Annotated in this window: 14 protein-coding genes; 12 read left to right on the forward strand and 2 right to left on the reverse strand. The window is 72.1% G+C overall.

The window, feature by feature from the left end:
- Window positions 1-5 precede the first annotated feature (5 nt).
- From AB5J54_RS03215 to AB5J54_RS03235, 5 genes are read left to right on the forward strand one after another with little or no spacing between them, the layout of a single operon-like run.
- Window positions 6-1,295: a hypothetical protein gene (locus AB5J54_RS03215; RefSeq protein ID WP_369142327.1), complete on the forward strand. Its 1,290-nt coding sequence runs from the start codon at window positions 6-8 to the stop codon at window positions 1,293-1,295.
- On the forward strand, window positions 1,292-2,239 hold the full coding sequence (locus AB5J54_RS03220; protein WP_369142328.1) for a glycosyltransferase family 2 protein: 948 nt from the start codon (window positions 1,292-1,294) through the stop codon (window positions 2,237-2,239). Before AB5J54_RS03215 ends, AB5J54_RS03220 begins: the two co-directional genes overlap by 4 nt.
- A complete protein-coding gene (locus tag AB5J54_RS03225; RefSeq protein ID WP_369142329.1) occupies window positions 2,236-3,492 on the forward strand; it encodes a polysaccharide pyruvyl transferase family protein in 1,257 nt (418 codons plus the stop codon). Before AB5J54_RS03220 ends, AB5J54_RS03225 begins: the two co-directional genes overlap by 4 nt.
- Window positions 3,489-4,040: a dTDP-4-dehydrorhamnose 3,5-epimerase gene (gene rfbC, locus AB5J54_RS03230; protein ID WP_369142330.1), complete on the forward strand. Its 552-nt coding sequence runs from the start codon at window positions 3,489-3,491 to the stop codon at window positions 4,038-4,040. Before AB5J54_RS03225 ends, rfbC begins: the two co-directional genes overlap by 4 nt.
- A gap of 7 nt (window positions 4,041-4,047) precedes the next feature.
- Window positions 4,048-5,373 (forward strand): glutamate-1-semialdehyde 2,1-aminomutase, encoded by a 1,326-nt coding sequence (locus tag AB5J54_RS03235; RefSeq protein WP_369142331.1) that lies wholly within the window; start codon window positions 4,048-4,050, stop codon window positions 5,371-5,373.
- Between the two features lie 33 nt (window positions 5,374-5,406).
- Here AB5J54_RS03235 and AB5J54_RS03240 read toward each other — a convergent pair whose 3' ends face one another.
- The gene (locus AB5J54_RS03240; RefSeq protein WP_369142332.1) at window positions 5,407-6,039 is read right to left on the reverse strand and encodes a phosphatase PAP2 family protein; all 633 of its coding nucleotides are present in this window, start codon (window positions 6,037-6,039) and stop codon (window positions 5,407-5,409) included.
- Window positions 6,040-6,582: 543 nt separating this feature from the next.
- On the opposite strand from AB5J54_RS03240, the gene AB5J54_RS03245 reads away from it, so the two are divergent.
- From AB5J54_RS03245 to AB5J54_RS03275, 7 genes are all read left to right on the forward strand, one after another.
- Entirely contained in the window at window positions 6,583-10,254 is a 3,672-nt protein-coding gene (locus tag AB5J54_RS03245; RefSeq protein ID WP_369142333.1) for an efflux RND transporter permease subunit, read from the forward strand.
- Window positions 10,251-13,418: an efflux RND transporter permease subunit gene (locus AB5J54_RS03250; protein WP_369142334.1), complete on the forward strand. Its 3,168-nt coding sequence runs from the start codon at window positions 10,251-10,253 to the stop codon at window positions 13,416-13,418. The genes AB5J54_RS03245 and AB5J54_RS03250 overlap by 4 nt, the downstream gene beginning before the upstream one ends.
- A 71-nt stretch (window positions 13,419-13,489) precedes the next feature.
- Window positions 13,490-14,416, forward strand: a complete 927-nt coding sequence (locus tag AB5J54_RS03255; protein WP_369142335.1) for a hypothetical protein — start codon at window positions 13,490-13,492, stop codon at window positions 14,414-14,416.
- Between the two features lie 76 nt (window positions 14,417-14,492).
- On the forward strand, window positions 14,493-15,170 hold the full coding sequence (locus AB5J54_RS03260; RefSeq protein ID WP_369142336.1) for a response regulator transcription factor: 678 nt from the start codon (window positions 14,493-14,495) through the stop codon (window positions 15,168-15,170).
- Between the two features lie 6 nt (window positions 15,171-15,176).
- Entirely contained in the window at window positions 15,177-16,565 is a 1,389-nt protein-coding gene (locus tag AB5J54_RS03265) for a sensor histidine kinase (RefSeq protein ID WP_369142337.1), read from the forward strand.
- Window positions 16,566-16,640: 75 nt separating this feature from the next.
- Complete coding sequence (locus AB5J54_RS03270; RefSeq protein ID WP_369142338.1) at window positions 16,641-18,011, forward strand: hypothetical protein; 1,371 nt, start codon at window positions 16,641-16,643, stop codon at window positions 18,009-18,011.
- Between the two features lie 131 nt (window positions 18,012-18,142).
- On the forward strand, window positions 18,143-19,420 hold the full coding sequence (locus AB5J54_RS03275) for an aromatic acid exporter family protein (RefSeq protein ID WP_369142339.1): 1,278 nt from the start codon (window positions 18,143-18,145) through the stop codon (window positions 19,418-19,420).
- On the opposite strand, the gene AB5J54_RS03280 is transcribed toward AB5J54_RS03275, so the two are convergent.
- Window positions 19,383-20,582 (reverse strand): lactate 2-monooxygenase, encoded by a 1,200-nt coding sequence (locus AB5J54_RS03280; RefSeq protein WP_369142340.1) that lies wholly within the window; start codon window positions 20,580-20,582, stop codon window positions 19,383-19,385. The two genes, AB5J54_RS03275 and AB5J54_RS03280, sit on opposite strands and share 38 nt — an antisense overlap.
- Between the last annotated feature and the right edge of the window lie 75 nt (window positions 20,583-20,657).

Here is a 20,657-nt window from a genome sequence, read left to right on the forward strand (position 1 = left end):
CACCGATGACCACCGAGGAGGAGGAGAGGCCGGCGGCGCGGCGGACCGGCAGGCGGGCGCTCGTCGGCCGGCTGTCCTGGGGCCTCGCCGACCAGGCGGCCTCCAGCATGTCCAACTTCGCGGTGGGCATCTATGTGGCCCGCTCCCTCGGGGTGACCGCGTTCGGTGTGTTCAGCCTGGCCTGGGTGACGTACGGCGTGGTCCTGAACGTCTCCCGCGGGGTGGCCACCGACCCGCTGGTGGTGCGTTTCAGCAGTGTGCCGACCGCGTCCTGGCGCACGGCGGTGGCCCGGTCGTCGGGCGCCGCGCTCGGCGTCGGGACCGCCGTCGGCGTGGCGTGTCTGCTGGTCGGCCTGGCCCTCGGCGGCAGCGTGGGGTCCGCGTTCGCCTCCCTGGGCGTCGTCCTGCCGGGGCTGCTGCTGCAGGACGCCTGGCGGTTCGCCTTCTTCGCCGCCGGCGCCGGGAAGAAGGCATTCGTCAACGACCTGGTGTGGGGCGTCGCGCTCGTCCCGGCCATGGTGGTGGCGGACCATGTGGGCAGCGTGGCCGCCTTCGTGCTCGCCTGGGGCGCGTCCGCCGCGGTGGCCGCGGGGTACGGCCTGCTCCAGTCCGGGATCCGGCCCCGGACGGGCGAGGCACTCGGGTGGCTGCGCGAACAGCGCGATCTCGGGTACCGGTACCTCGTCGAGAACGTCAGCCTCAGCGGCGCGGGCCAGCTGCGGGCGTACGGACTGGGCGCGATCGCCGGGCTCGGCGCGGTGGGCGCGGTCCGGGGTGCGGAACTCCTGCTCGGCCCGTTCCTCGCCCTCCTGATGGGCCTGTCCCTGGTCACCGTCGCGGAGGCGGCGCGGGTCCTCAAGCGGGCCCCGCACCGGCTCGGCACCTTCTGTCTCGTCCTCGGCGGCGGGCAGGCCGCCGCCGCGGTGCTCTGGGGCGCGGCGCTGCACCTCGTCCCGGAAGGCATCGGTGAGCTCGTGCTCGGCGACGTCTGGCCCTCCGCCGCGAAGCTCATCATCCCGGTCACCCTCGGCCTCGCGGGCGCCGGCCTCGGCACCGGCGCGGCGGCCGGGCTGCGCGCGCTCGGCGCGGCCAAGCGCAGCCTGCGCGCCCAGCTGTTCGCCTCCCTGTGCTACGCCGCCGGCGGCCTCGGCGGAGCGGCCGCGGCCGGCGCGGCCGGCTCGGCCTGGGGCGTCGCCGCCGCGACGCTGGGCAGCTCGACCGTGTGGTGGCTGCAACTGCGGTCCGCCCTGCGCGAGCACCACCGGAACTCCATCACCGAAGTGAGGACCTCATGACCGCCCGACCCAGGCTGACCATCGGCCTGCCCGTCTACAACGGCGAGGAGTACCTCGCCGAATCGCTCGACGCCCTGCTCGGACAGACCTACGAGGACTTCGAGCTGATCATCTCCGACAACGCCTCGACCGACGGGACGCAGGACATCAGCCGCGCCTACGCGGCGAAGGACTCGCGGGTGCGGTACGTCCGGCTGCCCCGGAACGTCGGTGCCACGCCGAACCACAACCGGGTGTTCGCCGAGTGCCGCACCGAGCTGTTCAAGTGGGCCTCGCACGACGACCTGTACGCCCGGGACCTGCTCCGCCGCTGCGTGGAGGCGCTCGACGAGCGGCCGGACGTGATCCTCGCCCACGCGGACCAGGCCGTCATCGACGAGGACGGCCAGGTGAAGGTCCCGTACGAGTACGGGCTCGCCACCGCCTCGCCGCACGCGCCGGTGCGCTTCCGCAGCATGCTGTTCGAGCCCGGCGGCGACGACTTCTACGGGGTGATTCGGGCCGATGTGCTGCGCCGGGTGAAGCCGCTCGACAGCTACCACCACGCGGACCGCACGTTCGTCTGCGAGATCGGCCTGCACGGCCGCTTCCACCAGGTGCCGGAGCTGCTCTACTTCCGCCGCGACCACCCCACCCGCGCCGAGCGGGCCAACCCGTCCAAGCGCTCCCGGTGCGTCAACCTGGACCCGCGGCGGGCCGGCCCGCTGCACCCGACGCCCCGGCTGCTCGCCGAGTACGTCTGGGGTTTCATCGACGCGATCCGGCGGGCGCCGCTGTCCGCCGCCGACCGGCGCGCCTGCTACCGCCACCTGGTGGAGTGGGCGACCAGCCGGGCCCGGCCCGGCGCCGGCGAGCGGGTCGAGGACCGTGCCCCGGTCGACCCGGCCCGGCTCGAGGTCTCCGTCGACGCCCTGGTCGCCGGGCGCGAGGGCAGGCGGGCATGACGTCGCGGAACGGAACTCCGATACGCGTCGGGGTGTTCGGCCTGCTCGGCTCCGGCAACCTCGGCAACGACGGGTCGCTCGAAGCGATCCTCGGCTACCTGCGCGCCGAGCACCCGGAGGCGGTCGTGGACGCGCTGTGCGGCGGACCCGAGATCGTCTCGGCCCGCTTCGGGATCCCCGCGACACGCCTGAACTGGTACCACGGCGAGTACCGGACGGCCTCGCGTGCGGGCTCGGTCGCGGCGAAGGCCGCGGGCAAGCTCGTCGACGTCTTCCGCACCGCCGCCTGGGTGCGCCGGCACGACGTGGTGATCGTGCCGGGCATGGGCGTCCTGGAGGCCACGCTGCCGCTGCGGCCGTGGGGCTTCCCGTACGCGCTGTTCCTGCTCAGCGCGTCGGGCCGGCTGTTCGGCACCCGGGTCGCGCTGGTCAGCGTCGGCGCCGCCGCGATCCGCAACCGGCCGACCCGGGTCCTGGTGCGCTGGTCGGCACGGCTCGCCGCGTACCGCTCGTACCGGGACACCCAGGCCCGCGACGCCATCCGGGCGATGGGCGTGGACACCGCGCGCGACGAGGTCTACCCGGACCTCGCCTTCTCCCTTCCGGCGCTGCCGTCCCCCGGGCCCTCGGCCTCGCCGGGCCTGGTCTGCGTCGGCGTCATGGCCTTCCACGGCGGCAACGACGACCGCGACCGGGCGGAGGAGATCCACCGGCAGTATCTCGACGGGACGATCCGCTTCGTCCGCGCGCTCGTCGAGGACGGCAGGCCGGTCCGGCTGCTCACCGGCGACGCGGTCGACGCTCCTGTGGTGACGGCGATCCTCGACGCGGTGGACTCGCCGCTGGTCACCGCCGCCGAGACGTCCTCACTGGCCGACCTGATGAAGGAGATGGCGGACGCCGACAGTGCGGTGGCGATCCGGTACCACAATCTGATCTGCGCGCTGAAGGCCGGCACTCCGGTGCTCGCGGTCACCTACGCGGCGAAGAGCGAGGCGCTCATGGAAGGGATGGGCCTCGGCGCGTACTGCCATCCGGCGCGCGAGGTCGACGCCGGCCGGCTGCTCGACCAGTTCCGGGCGCTGGAGAAGCGATCGGCCGAACTGCGGCAGACCCTCGCCGAGCGGAACCAGGACGCCGCCCGGCGCCTCCAGCACCAGTTCGCCGCCCTGACCACGGCTCTGTTCCCGGCGACCGACAACCCCCGTACGCGCGCCCTCCCCCACACTCACGCTCGGCAGGAGACTTCATGAAGGCCACCCGAGTCCCGGCGATCGCCGGAGCGTTCCTGTTCGAGCCGACGCCGCACGCCGACGAGCGCGGCTTCTTCTGCCGCACCTTCGACGCCGACGTGGTCCGCTCGGTGGGCCTCGACCCGAACGCGTTCCTCCAGGACAGCGTGTCCCGCTCGGTCCGGGGCGTGCTGCGCGGTCTGCACCTGCGCTCGGGCGCGGGCGAGGCCAAGCTGGTGCGGTGCTCGTACGGGAGGATCTTCGACGTCGTCGTCGATCTGCGGGCGGACTCGCCGACGTACCGCAACGTGGCCTCCTTCGAGCTGTCCGGCGAGACGCAGGCGACCCTGTACATCCCGGCGGGGTGCGCGCACGGTTTCCAGGCCCTGACCGAGACCGCCGACACCTCGTACCGGATCGACCGTCCGCACGATCCGGCCGAGGACGTGACGATCGCCTTCGACGACCCGGAGCTCGCCATCCCCTGGCCGCTGCCGGTCACCTCGATGTCCCAGCGGGACCGGGAGGCGCCGCGCCTCGCCGAGGCCCTGAAGCAAGCGGAGAAGTGAGACCAGCATGGACACCGAAGAGTTCCTCCTGCCGCGGTCGCGGACGGCGAACGAGCGGCTGCACGCCCTGATTCCCGGCGGCGCGCACACCTACGCCAAGGGCGACGACCAGTACCCCGAGCACCTGGCCCCGGTCATCAGCCACGGCCGCGGTGCCCATGTGTGGGACATCGACGGCAACCGCTACATCGAGTACGGCTCCGGGCTGCGGTCGGTCAGCCTCGGCCACGCCCATCCGCGCGTCGTCGAGGCGGTGCGGCGGGAGATCGACCGCGGCAGCAACTTCGTCCGGCCGTCCATCCTGGAGGTCGAGGCGGCGGAGCGGTTCCTGGCGACGGTGCCGACCGCCGAGATGGTGAAGTTCGCGAAGAACGGCTCCGACGTCACGACCGCCGCGGTGCGGCTCGCCCGCGCCGTCACCGGGCGGCCGCGGGTGGCCATCTGCGGCGACCATCCGTTCTTCTCCGTCGACGACTGGTTCATCGGCACCACGCCCATGTCCGCGGGCATACCGGTGACGACCAACGAGCTCACCGTCTCGTTCCCGTACGGGGATCTGGCGGCCACGGAGGAGCTGCTGACCCGGCATCAGGGCGAGGTCGCCTGCCTGATCCTGGAACCGGCGGGCCACACCGAGCCGCCGCCCGGATATCTGGCGGGCCTGCGCGAGCTGGCCGACCGGCACGGCTGCGTCCTGGTCTTCGACGAGATGATCACCGGACTGCGCTGGTCCGAGGCGGGCGCCCAGGGCCTGTACGGGGTCGTGCCCGACCTCTCCACGTTCGGCAAGGCACTGGGCAACGGGTTCGCCGTGTCCGCGCTCGCCGGGCGCCGCGAGCTGATGGAGCGGGGCGGGCTGCGCCACTCCGACGACCGGGTGTTCCTGCTGTCCACCACGCACGGCGCGGAGACCCATTCGCTCGCCGCCGCGATGGCGGTGCTCGCCACCTATGTCGAGGAGGGCATCACCGCGCGGCTGCACGCCCTCGGCGAGCGCCTGGCCGCCGGTGTCCGCGAGGTGGCGGCCGGCATGGGCGTCGGCGACCACGTCGTCGTACGGGGCCGGGCCAGCAACCTGGTCTTCGGCACCCTCGACGAGAACCTCCGGCCGTCCCAGGAGTACCGCACCCTGTTCCTGCGCCGGCTCCTCGCGGGCGGGGTGCTCGCCCCGTCGTTCGTGGTGAGCAGCGCGCTCGACGAGGCCGACGTCGACCGCACGGTCGACGTGGTGGCCGAGGCGTGCGCGGTGTACCGGAAGGCGCTGGACGCCGGGGATCCCGGGCCCTGGCTGGCCGGGCGTCCGGTGAAGCCGGTGTTCCGGCGCCTGGCATGACGTCACGTCAGGGGCGGCGCCGGTGACGTGACGTCAGCCGGCCCGCCCTGGGACGCCGTCGGCGGTCCGGTCGATCAGCCAGGCCGTCGCCGGTACCACCACGAGCGCGGTGCACAGGCCGCCGACGGTGTCGGTCGGGTAGTGCGCGCGCGTCACCACCTGGGCCCAGCCCATGGCGGCGCCGGCGACGAGCGTCGTGGCGAGCACGAGCAGGGTGCCGGCCGTCCTGCCGAGGCCGAGGCGGCCGGTGGCGAGGAGCGCCACCACGAGGGCGAGCGCGGTGAGGAAGGCGGTGTGCCCGCTCGGAAAGGACAGGTTGTCGCCGTTGATGGTGCGTCCCACCAGGGACTTGAGCAGTTTCGTCGCCGCCACGCTCAGTCCGGAGCCGACGACGACGAGCACCGCCGTGCGCGGCCACCGGAGCAGCAGACAGGCGGTCACGACGGTCGCGATCGACAGCACCGCTCCGGCGGGTTCGCCGAGGAAGTCGAGGGCCTCGGCGGCGTACCCCCAGGGTGGCCGCACATCCTCCAACACCGGCTGGATCCATACGTCCACGGTGGCGGGATGGGTGTGGCCGGCGTACCGGATGGCGAGCACGAGGAGCGCCAGGGCGGCGAGACCCGCGATCGGCCCGAGCGCCGCGGGTGCCGAACTGCCCGTCACAGGCCCGCCGCGCCCGCGCGATGTGTGGTGGTGCCCCTTGCTGCCCGGCGATCCCACGCGACCCCCCCGTCGTGTCCGAACCTCTTCGTCACCCTAACGAACGAGCGCGGCGGAGCTCGCCGCGACCGGCCGAGAAGGGGCGAAATCCGGCCATGCCGCAGATAATCCTCTTTGGGGGGACTTTGACACTATCTTCACCTACGGGGTACATTTACGCCGTACGTATCCGCTATAGACATGGCTGGCGGTTCGGCCGGTTTATAGCTCTTGCCGGACATGAGTATGAGGCCGGCCTCCTCGGCCGGTACACCTCACCATCGCCGGTCGACGCCGGCGACTGATGCCGCAGCAGGACGGACGACCCTCGCACGGGGCGCCCGGTAGGCCGTCCGCCCGGCGCGCGGTCCGCCGCTCTCGCCAGGCCCTGGACAAGGACCTGGGGGCGGGGCCGGTGGAGCGCGCAGTCGCTCTGGAAGGCAGGACCCTGCCGTGGTCCACAAAATCCTTTCTCTCAGTCTTACGTTCCGGAACCTGATCCTCGGCGTGGCAGCGGCCGTGATGGCCCTGGGATTCATCCAGCTGCCACGGGCGGCGTCGGCAGACGTCTTCCCGGAGTTCGGACCGACGCAGGTGCAGATCCAGACCGAGGCGCCGGGTCTGTCGGCCGCCGAGGTCGAGCAGCTGATCACCGTTCCGATGGAACAGGACCTGCTGAACGGCGTGGCGTGGCTCGACACGATCACGTCCGAGTCGGCCCCCGGTCTGTCCTCCGTCGACCTGGTCTTCGAGCCGGGCACGAACGAGCAGAAGGCCCGGCAGGCCGTCCAGGAACGCCTGATCCAGGTGGCGGGACTGCCCCAGGTGGGCAAGCAGCCGGTGATGATCCAGCCGCTCTCGTCGACGAGCCGGGTGATGATGATCGGGCTCACCTCGAAGGACGTCTCCCGCATCGACATGTCCGTCCTCGCGCGGTGGAACATCAAGCCGCGCCTGATGGGCATCCCCGGCGTGGCGAACGTGGTCATCTGGGGTGAGCAGGACCGGCAGCTGCAGGTCCAGATCGATCCGGAGCAGCTGCGCAGCCGGGGCGTCTCCCTCGACCAGGTGGTGCGCACGGCCGGCAACGCCCTGTGGGTGTCTCCGCTGACCTTCGTGGAGGCCTCGACACCGGGCACCGGCGGATTCATCGACACTCCGAGCCAGCGCCTCGCGATCCAGCACGTGCTGCCCATCACCAAGGCGCAGGACCTGGCATCCGTGGCCCTGGAGGACACCGACGACAAGCGGCTGCGCATCGGTGACGTGGCCAGCGTGGTGGAGGACCACCAGCCCCTCATCGGCGACGTGACACTGGGCAACGGCCCCGGGATCATGCTGGTGATCGAGAAGTTCCCCGGCGCCGACACCCGTGAGGTCACCCACGCCGTCGAGGACGCGCTGACCTCGCTCCAGCCCGGACTGTCCGGCATCACCGTCGACACGCATGTCTACCGGCCGGCGTCCTTCGTCGACACGGCGCTCGACAACGTCGGTGTGTGGGCGCTCGTGGCCGTGCCCGCCGTCTCTGTGCTGCTCGGCCTGTACTTCCTGTCCTGGCGCGTCGCCCTGATCAGCCTCGTCTCGATCACGATGGCGGAGATCGCCGCCCTGTGGGTGCTCTACCTGCGCGGCTCGCCCTTCAACATGATGGTCCTGGCCGGTCTGACGATCGCTCTCGGCGCCGTCATCGACGACATCGTGATCGGATTCGATCGCATCCAGAGCCAGTTCCAGCGCGAAGGCCGGAGAACCGACGAACGCCGCTCCGTGTCCGACGTCGTGGTCGACGCCACGGCAGCGGTGCGGCGGCCCGCCTTCTTCGCCACGCTGATCCTGCTGCTCGCCGTGGTGCCCCTCGTGTTCCTGAGCGGGGTGGGCGGAGCGTTCGCCCGGCCGCTGGCCCTGTCCTACGCGCTCGCGGTGGTCGCCTCCACCGTCGTCGCCCTGACCCTCACCCCCGTGCTCGCCGCCACGCTCCTCGCGCGCACCAGGCTCGGACACCGCCGCAACCCGGTGCTCGGGTGGCTGCACCGCGGCTTCGACCGGATCGGCCCGAAGACCCTGCTCCGGCCGGGCCGGGCACTGGTCGCGGCCGCCGTGCTCGCCGGCGCCGCGTTCGCGGTGTGGCCGCAGCTCGACGGCGCGTCCCCGATCCCGGCCCTGCAGCAGCGTGCGCTGCTGATCCGTGTGGAGGCGCCGCCCGGTACCTCGCTGCCGGAGATGAACCGGCTCGGCCAGGCGGCCACCGACGAACTGCGTGCCCTGTCGGGCGTCGAGAGCGTCGGAGCCCACGTGGGCCGTGCCAGGGAGTCCGACCAGGTCGTCAACGTCAACTCCGGTGAGTTCTGGGTCAACATCAAGAGCTCGGCCGACTACGGCAAGACCGTCGCCGCGGTCCACCGCGTCATGAACGGCCAGGCCGGCCTCGACAGCGAGGTCATGACCTACCCGCAGGCGCGGCTCGACGAGGTCCGGGACGAGGACGGCGACGGCTCGCCGGTCGTCGTCCGCGTCTACGGCAATGACCTGACGGTACTGCGGCAGCAGGCCCAGCAGGTGAGCAAGGCCCTCGCGCAGGTCCCCGGAGTCGTCCGCCCGACGATCCCGAACGTGGTCGAGGAGCCGACCCTGGAGGTCAAGGTCGACCTCGCGGCGGCCCGGAACCACGGCATCAAGCCGGGTGACGTCCGCCGCACGGCCGCCACCTACTTCTCCGGCCTGCCGGTCGGCAGCCTCTACGAGGAGCAGAAGGTCTTCGACGTCGTGGTGTGGGGTTCGCCCGCGACACGCTCCGCTCCCCAGAACGTCCAGGGTCTGCTGATCGACACGCCCAGCGGCGGCCACGTGCGCCTCGGCGACGTCGCGTCCGTCCGTGTCACGCCGTACCCGACGGTCATCGAGCACGACGCCACCTCGCGCAGCATCGACGTCGTCGCCGACGTCAGCGGGCGTGACCTGAACTCCGTGCTCGACGACGTCAGGAGCCGCGTCCAGGCGATGCCGATGCCGTACGAGTACCACGCCGAGGTGCAGAGCGACGTCGCGCACCAGCAGAGCCAGGACCTGCGCATCGCAGGGCTCGCGGCCGCCGCGCTGCTCGGCACCTACCTCCTCCTGCAGGCGGCCTTCGGCAGCTGGCGTGCGGCGACGCTCGTCCTGCTGGCACTGCCGCTGGCCGGCGTCGGCGGAGTGCTGACCGCGTTCGCCGTCGACGGCATCATGTCGATCGGCGCGCTCGGCGGCCTCCTGGTCGTCCTCGGCCTCGCCGTGCGCAACCTGGTGCTGCTCATCCGCGGCTACCAGGAGACCGAGCCGCGCGCGGACGGCAGCGTCGACCCGCAGCGCATCGTCGACGCCACCCGCGACCGGGTCGGCCCGGTCCTGCTGACCGCACTGGCCACGGCCGTCGCGGTGCTGCCCGCCGTCTTCCTCGGCACCGTCGAGGGCATGGAGGTGCTGCACCCGCTGGCCGTCGTCGTGCTCGGCGGACTGGTCACCTCGACCCTCGTCACGCTGTTCATCGTGCCCGCCCTCTACATCCGCTTCTACCCCTCCCCCGGCGGCGTCAGGCGGCGTCCCACCGGCCCGGAGCCGGCTCCGGCGACGGCAGGCCCGGCACCGCACGAGGCAGCCGCGGACGACGGCAGGACGGAACGGCGCGCGGCACCCCACGGCGGATCCCGCCGGCGTCGCACCGGGCGCCGGTGGGCCGTGGGCCTGTCGGCCGCGGGGCTGCTGCTCGCCGGCGGGGCGGGCCTGACGGCCTGCGGCGACTCGGACAGCAGCTCGGCCTCGGCCGCCGAACACACGGACCAGCCGCCCGCCGAGATCGAGGAGGTCACGGAAGGAAAGATCCCCCACTTGACCCTGGCCGAAGACACGGTCAAGCGGATCCACCTCACGACGGAGCCGCTGCGGCAGGCGCCGCTGGACGGCGTCGGCCCGGCACGGACGCTCATCCCGCTGAAGGCGGTGGTCTACGACCCGGAAGGCAAGACCTTCGCCTTCACCAACCCGAAGCCCTTCGTGTACATCCGGACCCCCGTCCAACTCGGGCAGTTCGGTGAGCACGACGCGGTCGTCACGTCCGGCCTCGCGACGGGCACCCGCGTCGTGACGGTCGGGGCGGCGGAGCTGCTGGGCATCGAGTACGAGACGGACGGCGAGCACTCATGACCGAGGAACGCCGCACCCTGATGCGCTGGATCGTCGGCTTCAGCCTGCGCTTCCGCTACCTCGTGGTCGCCGCGGCCGCGGTGATGATGGTCGTCGGCATCACATCGCTGCCCCAGCAGCGGGTGGACGTCTTCCCCGAGTTCGCGCCGCCGCGGGTGGAGATCCAGACGGCCTGCCTCGGCCTGTCCACGGCCGACGTGGAGTCGCTCGTCACCGTCCCGCTGGAGCAGTCCCTCAACGGGCTCGACGCCCTCGACGACCTGCGCTCCGAGTCCGTCGCGCAGCTCTCGTCGATCCAGCTGATCTTCCACGAGGGAACCGACATCTTCAAGGCACGGCAGGAGGTCCAGGAAAGGGTGGCGCAGGTGTCGCACTCCCTGCCGACCTGGGCGGCTCCTCCGGTGATCATGCCGCCCGTCGCGGCGACCAGCCGGGTCATGAAGATCGGGATGTCCTCGCAGGACCACTCCGACAAAACCCTGATGTCCATGTCCATGACGGCGTACTGGGAGGTCAGGGCACGCCTGCTGCGCGTCCCCGGCGTCGCCAACGTGAGCATCTTCGGCGAGCGGCTGCAGAACCTGACCGTCCAGGTGGACCCCCTCAAGATGCAGGCGCACAAGGTCACTCTCGACGACGTCATGGAGGCCACCGGCGACTCGGTCGACTCCGGTCTGCTCAAGTTCACCACCGGTTCCGTCATCGGCACCGGCGGCTGGATCGAGACCCCCACGCAGCGCCTCGGCATCCGGCACGTCCTGCCGGTCGTGACGCCCGACGACCTCGCCCAGGTGCCGGTGCGCGCGGAGAACGACAGCACCGTACGGCTCGGGGACGTCGCCCTCGTGAAGGAGGCCCCCCAGCCGCTCTTCGGCGACGCCATCGTCGGCGGCGACCCCGGTCTGCTGCTGATCGTCGAGAAGCTGCCCTGGGGCGACACCCCGGAGATCACCAAGAACGTGGAGAAGGCGATCGAGTCCCTCGAACCCGGTCTGCCCGGCATCACGTTCGACACGACCGTCTTCCAGCAGGAGGACTTCATCCACACCGCGATCGACAACCTGACCCAGGCCCTGGTGCTGGGCTTCCTGATGGTCGTCGTGGTCCTCGCGGCCTTCCTCTACGAGTGGCGTGTGGCGCTGATCAGCCTGCTGACGATCCCACTGTCCCTCATGGCCGCCGTGCTCGTGCTCCACTGGCGCGGGGACACCATCAACACGATGGCCCTCGCCGGACTCGTGATCGCCCTGGGCGCCGTCGTGGACGACGCGATCATCGACGTCGAGAACATCCTCAGACGGCTGCGAGAACACCGGAAAGCCGGCGGTGACACCTCGGTGTCGAAGGTCATTCTGAACGCCTCGCTGGAAGTCCGGAGCCCGATCGTCTACGCGACGATGATCATCGTCGTGGCCATCGTGCCGGTGTTCCTGCTCCAGGGAGTGGCGGGCTCGTTCTTCCGGACGCTCGCCGTCTCCTACACGCTGGCCATCCTCGCCTCCATGGTCGTGGCCCTGACGGTGACCCCCGCCCTGTGCCTGATCCTGCTGCGCAAGGCCAAGGTCGAGCGCCGGCAGTCCCCGCTGCTGCGCTGGCTGCAGAAGGGCTACACGGGCGGGCTCCGGCGCATCATCAAGCGGCCGGTGCACGCCTACCTGGTGTCCGGCGTGCTCGTGCTCGTCGCGGCCCTCCTGGTGCCCCAGCTCAGCCAGTCTCTGATGCCCTCCTTCAAGGAGCGGGACTTCCTGATGCACTTCATCACCACACCCGGCACGTCCGTGAAGGAAGAGGAGCGCATGGTCTCCCAGGTGAGCCGTGAAGTGCGGGCCATCCCCGGAGTCCGCAACGTCTTCGGGGCCCACATCGGGCAGGCGTTCCTCGGCGACGAGATCGCCGGCGTCAACTTCGGCGAGGGCTGGATCAGCATCGATCCCAAGGCCGACTACGACAAGACCCTCGAACAGATCAAGGAGACCGTGGGGCGCTACGCCGGCGTGGAACAGGACGTCCAGACGTACCTCAACGAGCGCGTCGACGAGGTGCTCACCGGCTCCAAGTACCCGGTCGTGGTCCGTCTCTACGGCCAGGACCAGAAGGTCCTGCGCGAGAAGGGCCTGGAACTCCAGGAGAAGATCGGCAAGATCGCCGGCACCGCCGACGTGCATGCCGACCTCCAGGTCGACGTCCCCCAGGTGCAGGTGAGGGTCGACGTCGACAAGGCGGCGAAGTACGAGCTCAAGCCCGGTGACATCCGCCGCGCCGCGTCGACCCTCGTGGCCGGCGAGGAGGTCGGGGACATCTTCCGCGGCGGCCGGGCCTACGACACGATGGTGTGGAGCACCCCCGAGACCCGCAGCAGCGTGGTGGCCATCAACCGGCTCCCGATCGACACGCCCTCCGGCACCACGGTGCCCCTGGGTGACGTCGCCTCGGTGACCATCGAGCCGCAGCCGAACCTGATCGCGCGGGAGAACGGCTCGCGCCACCTCGACGTGAACGCCAGCGTCGCCGGACGCGACCTCAGCGCCGTCGTCTCGGACGTCGAAGAGGCCATCGACTCCACGGACTTCCCCCGCGGCTACCACACGGAGCTGCTCGGGGAGCACGAGGAGCGGCAGGCCGCTCAGCGGGTCCTGTTCTACGCCGCGATCTTCGCGGGTGTGGCGATCTTCGTCCTGCTGCAGGTCTCCTTCCGCAGCTGGCGGCTCGCGCTGCTGTCCTTCCTGACCCTGCCCATGGCCCTGGTCGGCGGCGTCCTCGCGGTCTGGATCGCCGGCGGGAACATCACGCTGGGTTCCCTGGTCGGCTTCTTCACGGTGCTCGGCATCGCCGCGCGCAACGGCATCCTGCTGATCAACCACTGCCAGCACCTGGAGGAGCACGAGGGCATGGAGTTCGGGCCCGCCCTGGTGCTGCGCGGTGCGCGGGAACGGCTGTCCCCCATCCTGATGACCTCGCTGGCGACCGGCCTCGCCGTGCTGCCCCTGGTCTTCCTCGGGAACCGGCCGGGTCACGAGATCGAGTACCCGCTCGCCGTGGTCATCGTGGGCGGTCTGGTTACGTCCACCTTGCTGAATTTGCTCGTCGTGCCTTCCCTGTACCTGCGTTTCGGCAAGGGCTTCAGACGCCACCGGCCGCAGCATGAGGCGGTCGCCACGCACTGAGGCAGGCGGCGGACGGGGCCGCCGCCTCTCGGTGGAGCCCCACCCAGGCTCCATCGAGAGGATCAAGCTGAATGCCCCCTGTCTTCCGCACGAGCGCTGCCCTGCTGAGCCCGATCGTCGCCGCGCTGCTGCTGGCCCCCGGCGCGGAGGCCACCGGCACGCCCCAGGCACCCGCCGCCGCCCCGGTGAGCGGCCCGAGGGCACAGGGCAACTGCGGAAATCCCCCCGCCCTTCGCCCGTACAGGTTTCCCGCCCGCCCGAAGGTGAACAACACCTTCCTCCCGCTGAAGCCCGGAACCCGGCTGGTCCTCACCGGCGACGTCGCCGGTGAGGACCACACCGTGGTCACGACGGTGACCGATCTGACCAAGGTCATCGACGGTGTGCGCACCGTGGTGGTGTTCGACCAGGACCTCAACGGCAAGAAGGTCCAGGAGTCGGAGCTGGCGTTCTTCGCCCAGGACTGGCGCGGAGCGGTCTGGCGCCTCGGCGAGTACCCGGAGATCTACGAGAACGGCAAGCTCGTCGGCGCGCCCGACACCTGGATCTCCGGCGTCCAGGGCGCCAGGGCGGGGATCGCCATGCTGGCCAGGCCGCGGGTGGGCAGCCCCACCTACACCGAGGGGCTCGCGCCCGAGATCGACTTCCTGGACTGCGCCACGGTGTCCCAGACCGGTCAGAGCGTCTGCGTGGAGGCCGGCTGCTTCGACAACGTCCTCGTGACGGACGAGTTCGCCCCGCTCGACCCCGAGGGCGGTCACCAGCTGAAGTCCTACGCGCCGGGCGTCGGCAACATCAAGGTGGAGCCCGTGGGCGAGGAGAACCCGGAGACCCTGTCCCTGACCGAGTACACCCGGCTCACCCCCAAGGAGCTCGCGGCCGTCGACAAGGAGGTCCTGAAGCAGGACAAGCGCGGCTACAGGATCAGCCCCGACGTGTACGGGACCACCCCGCCCGCGGAGCCCGCCCTCGTGAAGGGACTCGTGCCCGCGCTGTAGTACCGGCAGGGCGGAGGGCGCGCGGCACCGCGCGCCCTTCAGCCCGGGTTCAGGTGACGCGGGTCACAATCGGGACATGCGGGTTCTGATCGTGGACGACGAGGAGCGCTTCGCCGAGGGTCTCCGCAACGGCCTGGAGGCGGAGGGCTTCGCCGTCGACGTCGCCCTGGACGGCACGGACGGCCTGTGGCGGGCGCGCGAGCACGCGTACGACGCGATCGTCCTCGACATCATGCTCCCCGGCCTGAACGGCTACCGCGTCTGTGCCACCCTGCGCGCCGAGGGGAACTGGACCCCGATCCTCATGCTCACCGCCAAGGAGGGCGAGTGGGACGAGGTGGAGGGGCTCGACGCCGGCGCCGACGACTACCTGACGAAGCCCTTCTCGTACGCCGTGCTGCTGGCCCGGCTGCGGGCGCTGCTGCGCCGCGAACCGCGCGAACGGCCCGCCGCCCTCACCGCCGGCGACCTGCGGCTCGACCCGGCGGCCAAGGAGGTGTCGCGGGGCGGGGTACGGGTCGAGCTGACCGCCCGCGAGCTGGCGCTGCTGGAGTTCCTGCTGCGCCGGCGCGGCGAGACCGTGTCGAAGCGCGAGATCCTCGCCCACGTCTGGGACGACGCCTTCGAGGGCGACCCGAACATCGTCGAGGTCTACGTCCGGCACCTCCGGAACAAGCTGGACCGGCCCTTCGGCCGGTCGTCCATCGAGACCGTACGGGGCTGCGGCTACCGCCTGGCTCCCGACGGGGGGTAGGCGGCCATGGGCGTACGGTTCCGGTCGACCGTGGCGGCCGTCCTCGTCGTGGCGGTGGGCGTGGTCGCGGGAGCGGTGGCCCTGGTCGCGCTCATGCGGGCCGAACTCACCGACGACGTACGGCAGGCCGCCCGGGCCCGCGCCGAGCAGGTGGCGACGGTCATCGAGGCGGGGCGCGGGGTGCCGTCGCTGGCCGTGAGCGAGCCGGACGAGGAGTTCGTCCAGGTCCTGGACGGCCGGGGGGCGGTGATCGCGGGCAGCCCGAACGTCAAGAATCTGCCGGCCCTGGCCGACCCGCGGCAGGGCTCCGAGTCCACCGTCACCACCCCCCTCGACGAGGACCGCTTCCTGGTGGTGGCGGTGGCCGCCGAGGGGCCGGGCGGGGACCGGACCGTACTGGTGGGTCGGACGGTGATCGCGGTCGCCGAGGCGACCCGGATCGTCACCCGGCTGCTGCTCGTGGGGCTGCCGCTGCTGATGCTCGTGGTGGCCGGGGCGACCTGGGTGGCGGTCGGGCGGGCGCTGGCGCCCGTGGCCGCCATCAGGAGGGAGGTGGAGGCGATCTCGGCGGCGGAGCTGCACCGCAGGGTGCCACTGCCGCCGGGCCGCGACGAGATCGGACGCCTCGCCACCACGATGAACCGCATGCTGGACCGGCTCGAACGGGCGCAGGGCGCCCAGCGCCGGTTCATCTCCGACGCCTCGCACGAGCTGCGTTCCCCGGTGGCGTCCATCCGCCAGCACGTCGAGGTCGCGCTCGCCCACCCCGAGCGGCTGACGGACCGGGCGGCGAGCGAAGGGCTGGCCAGGACGGTGCTGGCCGAGGATCTGCGGATCCAGCGGCTCGTCGAGGACCTGCTGCTGCTCGCCCGTGCCGACGAGGACGCGCTGCGCCCCCGGCTGCGGCCGGTGGACCTCGACGATCTGGTCCTGGACGAGGCGCGTCGGCTGCGGGCGGCGGCGCCCGGGCTGCGGATCGGTACGGCCGGGGTGTCGGCGGCGCGGCGGCGCGCGGACCCCCGGGACCTGGGCAGGGTGGTGCGCAACCTGGGCGAGAACGCGGCCCGGCACGCGCGCTCCGAGGTCGCCTTCGACCTCGCCGAGCTGCCGGACGGCCGGGTGGTGCTCGGCGTGGAGGACGACGGTCCGGGGGTGCCGCCGGCGGACCGCGAGCGGGTCTTCGAACGGTTCGTACGTCTCGACGAGGCGCGGTCCCGCTCGACGGCCGGCGGCGGCGATGCGGGCGAGGCCGTCGGCAGCGGTCTCGGGCTCGCCATCGTCGCCGAACTGGTCGCGGCGCACGGCGGCACGGCGACGGTGACCGACGGGCGCCTCGGCGGCGCCCGCTTCGAGGTGGCGCTGCCGGCGGACCCCGGTCCGGAAGACCGCTCCTGAAGGCCGGTTCAGTTCCGTTCAGGCTCCCTTCAGGACCCGGGTGCCAGCGTCGGAGTCGGGGCAGAGGAGGCAGCCATGAGGAACAGACATCCGGCGGCCGCGGTGAGCGCGGTCCTGGCCGCGGCCCTCGCGACCGGCGTCTGCACCGCGTGCTCCGCCGGTGCCGTCGGCGGTCGGGGCGCGAGCGGGATCCCCTCGTCGAGCGGCGACTGCATCCGGGCCGTGGACACCGAATCCGGCAAGGAGGCCCACGGATGCCTGCCGCTGGCCCCGGAACAGGACCGGGTCGACCGCGTCACGCCGGTGTTCAGCCGCCCGACCGACATCACCAACCCGCTCCACGCCAGTTCGAAGCTCCAGCAGGTGATCTACGGCGGCCAGGTCGACGGGAAGCCGTTCCGCACCGAGCTCACGCTGCTGCCCGACATCAAGACCATCACCGTGAACGGCGAGCAGGTCCGGGCACGCACGCTCCAGTACCTGTCCTTCTCGGACGGGCGGATCAAGGAGGTCGCGTTCGACTGGTTCGCGCAGGCCGACGACGGATCGGTCTGGTACCTCGGCGAGGACGTCTTCAACTACGAGGACGGGGTGGTCGCGGACACCGGCGGCACGTGGCGGTCCGGGAAGTCGGGGCCGGCCGCGATGATCATGCCCGCCCATCCGAAGACCGGTGATGTGTACCGGCCGGAGAACAGCCCGGGGGTGGTCTTCGAGGAGGTCACCGTCAAGGCCGTCGGGGAGACGGTCTCCGGGCCGTACGGACCGGTCAAGGGCGCGATGACGACGACCGAGATCCACATGGACGGTACGCACGAGGACAAGGTCGTGGCCCCCGGGTACGGCGAGTTCGTCATCGACGAGCCGGGCAGCGACCTGGAGGCGGTCGAGCTGGCCGTACCCACGGACGTCACCCAGGGGCCCGCACCGGCCGAGCTCGCGGCCCTCTCGGCGGCGGTCCGCGCGGCCCACACCGGGGCGACCGAGGCGACCGTGGCGAAGGTGCGCTCCGCCTGGGACGCGTACCGGGCCGCCGACCACGTGCCCGCGCTGCTCGTCCGGCAGATGGACCGGGACGTCGACTCGCTCACCACGGCCGTCAAGGCACGCGATGCCGATCTCACCCGCGGCGCGGTGCTCCGGGTCGCCCAGAACGACCTCGACCTGCACCTGCGCTACGAGCCGCTCGCGACGGTCGAGGCCGCCAGGATGGGGCTGTGGGCGCGCCAGTCGACGCTGGACGGCGCCGCCCGGGACGCGGGCGCGATCGCCGGTGACGTGACCAGCCTCGAACTCACCTGGGACCGCGTCAAGAACGGCACGGACCCCGCCCGTGCGGACCGGGTCGCCGCCTCGTTGCGTGCCCTGCGCGACGCGGCCGACCGCAAGGACACGGCCGTCGCCCAGCAGGCGGTGGAGCGACTCAACTCGGCCCTGTCCGGCTGACCCGCGGTACCGACCGACCCCGGCCTGCCGCCGGGGTCTTCGGCGCGTCGGCGCGCCTGTGGCCTCGACAGCACGGAGCATCGTGGCGGCGGGCAGGCACCCGCAGGTCCCCGGCCGCCGGAGGAGGATCCATGCCGCACCGCTCCGTCCCCCACGTCCGTTCCCGCCCGTGGCGCCGCTGGAGGTGGTGGCAGCGATGGGGGCGGGACCCGGTCGTGGTGCAGACGGTGCGGTCCACGGCCGCGGCGACGATTTCGTACGTCGTGGCCCTCCAGCTCAGTACGGAACCGGCGCCGCTGACCGCCCCGCTCACCGCGCTGCTCGTCGTCCAGGTGACGCTGTACTCGACGCTCACGACGAGCCTGCGGCGGGTGAACTCCGTCGTCGTGGGCGTGCTGATCGCCATCGCGTTCAGTGCGCTCGTGGGACTCAGCTGGTGGAGCCTCGCCCTGGTCATCCTGGCGTCCCTCGTCGTGGGCCGGTTCGTGCGGGTCGAGGAGTTCGTGCCCGAGGTGGCCATCAGCGCGATGCTGGTCCTCGGCGTCACCCAGGTCGCCGACACCGCCTGGGACCGCGTCCTGGAGACGCTGATCGGCGCCGTGGTGGGCCTGCTCTTCAACGTGCTGCTCGTCCCGCCGGTCTGGGTGGACACGGCCGGGGACTCGATCGTGGACCTGGCCCGGCGGATGCGCCGCCTGCTCCTGGACGTCGGCGAGGAGCTCGCCGACCCGGACGCCCTCCCCGAGTCGGCCCCGGTTCCGGAGGCGGCCTCCGCCCGCGCTCCGGTGGAGCGGGCGGCGGCACGGCTGCACGAGGCGCGGCGCCTCGACAACGACGTCGCCGACGTCGACGCGGCCCTGCGCCAGGCGGAGGACAGCCTCCGGCTCAACCCGCGGGTCAAGGAGGGGCTGCTGCACCGGATCGTGCTGCGCACGGGCCTCGACACCCTGGAGATCTGCGCGGTCGTGCTCCGCGTCCTCACCCGCTCCCTGACCGACCTCGCGAAGGAACGGCGCGGGGCCGCCCTCGTACGCCGGGAGACGGGTGTCGCCCTGCGGGAGACCCTGCAGCACCTCGGGGACACCCTCGTGAGCTTCGCCGTCCTCGTGAGCTCGCCGTCGAGCGCGGGGGCCGAGACCGCGGAGGGCCGCCTCGGCGAGGAGCTCGGGGCGGCCCGCAGCGCCCGTGAACACACCGCGCGGCTGCTGGAGGAGGAGGCGGCGCACGATCCGGAGCGCTGGCAGTTGTACGGCGCGCTGCTCGCCGAGATCGACCGTGTCCTCGACGAACTCGAACCGGATCACCGCGGCCGGCGCCTCATGGAGGAGCTGGACCGGCACACGCGCGCGCGTGAGGAACGGCGCCGCCGCGTCACCTCCCTCGCGGGCCGGGCGCGCCGTACGTCGTGACGGGGCGCAGGGCACCGTCCGAGCGGAGGTCGCCCAGGGTCGGATAGCCGTCGACGGCGAGGATCAGATCGGTCTCGGCGAGGAGGGAGCGCAGGACGTGGACGATGCCGTCCTCTCCGCCGAGGGCGAGGCCGTACGCGTACGGGCGGCCGATGCCGACCGCCGTGGCGCCCAGGGCCAGGGCCTTCACGATGTCGGCGCCGGTGCGGACACCGGAGTCGAACAGCACGGGCAGGCCCTCGGCGGCGGCGACCACGCCGGGGAGGGCGTCGAGGGCGGGCAGGCCGCCGTTGGCCTGGCGTCCGCCGTGGTTGGAGCAGTAGATGCCGTCGACGCCGCCGTCCCGGGCGCGGCGGACGTCCTCCGGGTGGCAGATGCCCTTGAGGAGGATCGGCAGGTCGGTGAGGGAGCGCAGCCAGGCGAGGTCGTCCCAGACGAGCGGCTTGCCGAAGATCCCGGCCCATTCCGCGACGACGGCGCCGGGGTCCTCCTCGGGGGCCTTGGCGAGACGCGCGCGGAAGACCGGGTCGGAGGTGTAGTTGGCCAGGCAGTGTCCGCGCAGCTGCGGGAAGTTGCTGGTGGTGAGGTCGCGGGGGCGCCAGCCGGTGATCCAGGTGTCGAGGGTGACGACGATGCCCCGGAAGCCGGCGGCCTCGGCGCGGTGCACGAGGCTCTCGGCGAGGGCGCGGTCGGTGGGGGTGTAGAGCTGGAAGAAACCGGGGGTGTCCCCGTACGCGGCGGCGACCTGTTCCATGGGATCGACGCTCAGCGTGGAGGCGATCATGGGTATGCCGGTACGTGCGGCGGCCCGGGCCGTCGCGAGGTCGCCGTGGCCGTCCTGGGCGCAGAGCCCGATCACTCCGACGGGTGCCATGAACAGCGGGGAAGGCAACGTGAGGCCGAAGAGGTCGACGGAGAGGTCGCGCTCGGCGGCGCCGACCATCATGCGCGGGACGAGCCCCCACTGCCGGAAGGCGGTGACGTTGGCCTCCTGGGTGTGCTCGTCGCCCGCGCCGCCGGCCACGTACGACCACAGCGAGGGCGGCAGCGCGGCGCGTGCCTTCGCCTCCAGGTCGGCGAAGGTCATCGGCAGGGTGGGTGTGACGCCGAAGAGCCCGTTGAGATAGATCTCGTTCTGGTAGTCGCCGTACTGCTGGGGCATGAGGGGCGTCGTCCCTTCCGGTGGCCGGGTGCTGTCCCGGCCACCCTGCCCCAGCACGCGCGCGCGTGACCAGGT

This window comes from Streptomyces sp. R44 (assembly GCF_041053105.1).
Lineage (GTDB): Bacteria > Actinomycetota > Actinomycetes > Streptomycetales > Streptomycetaceae > Streptomyces.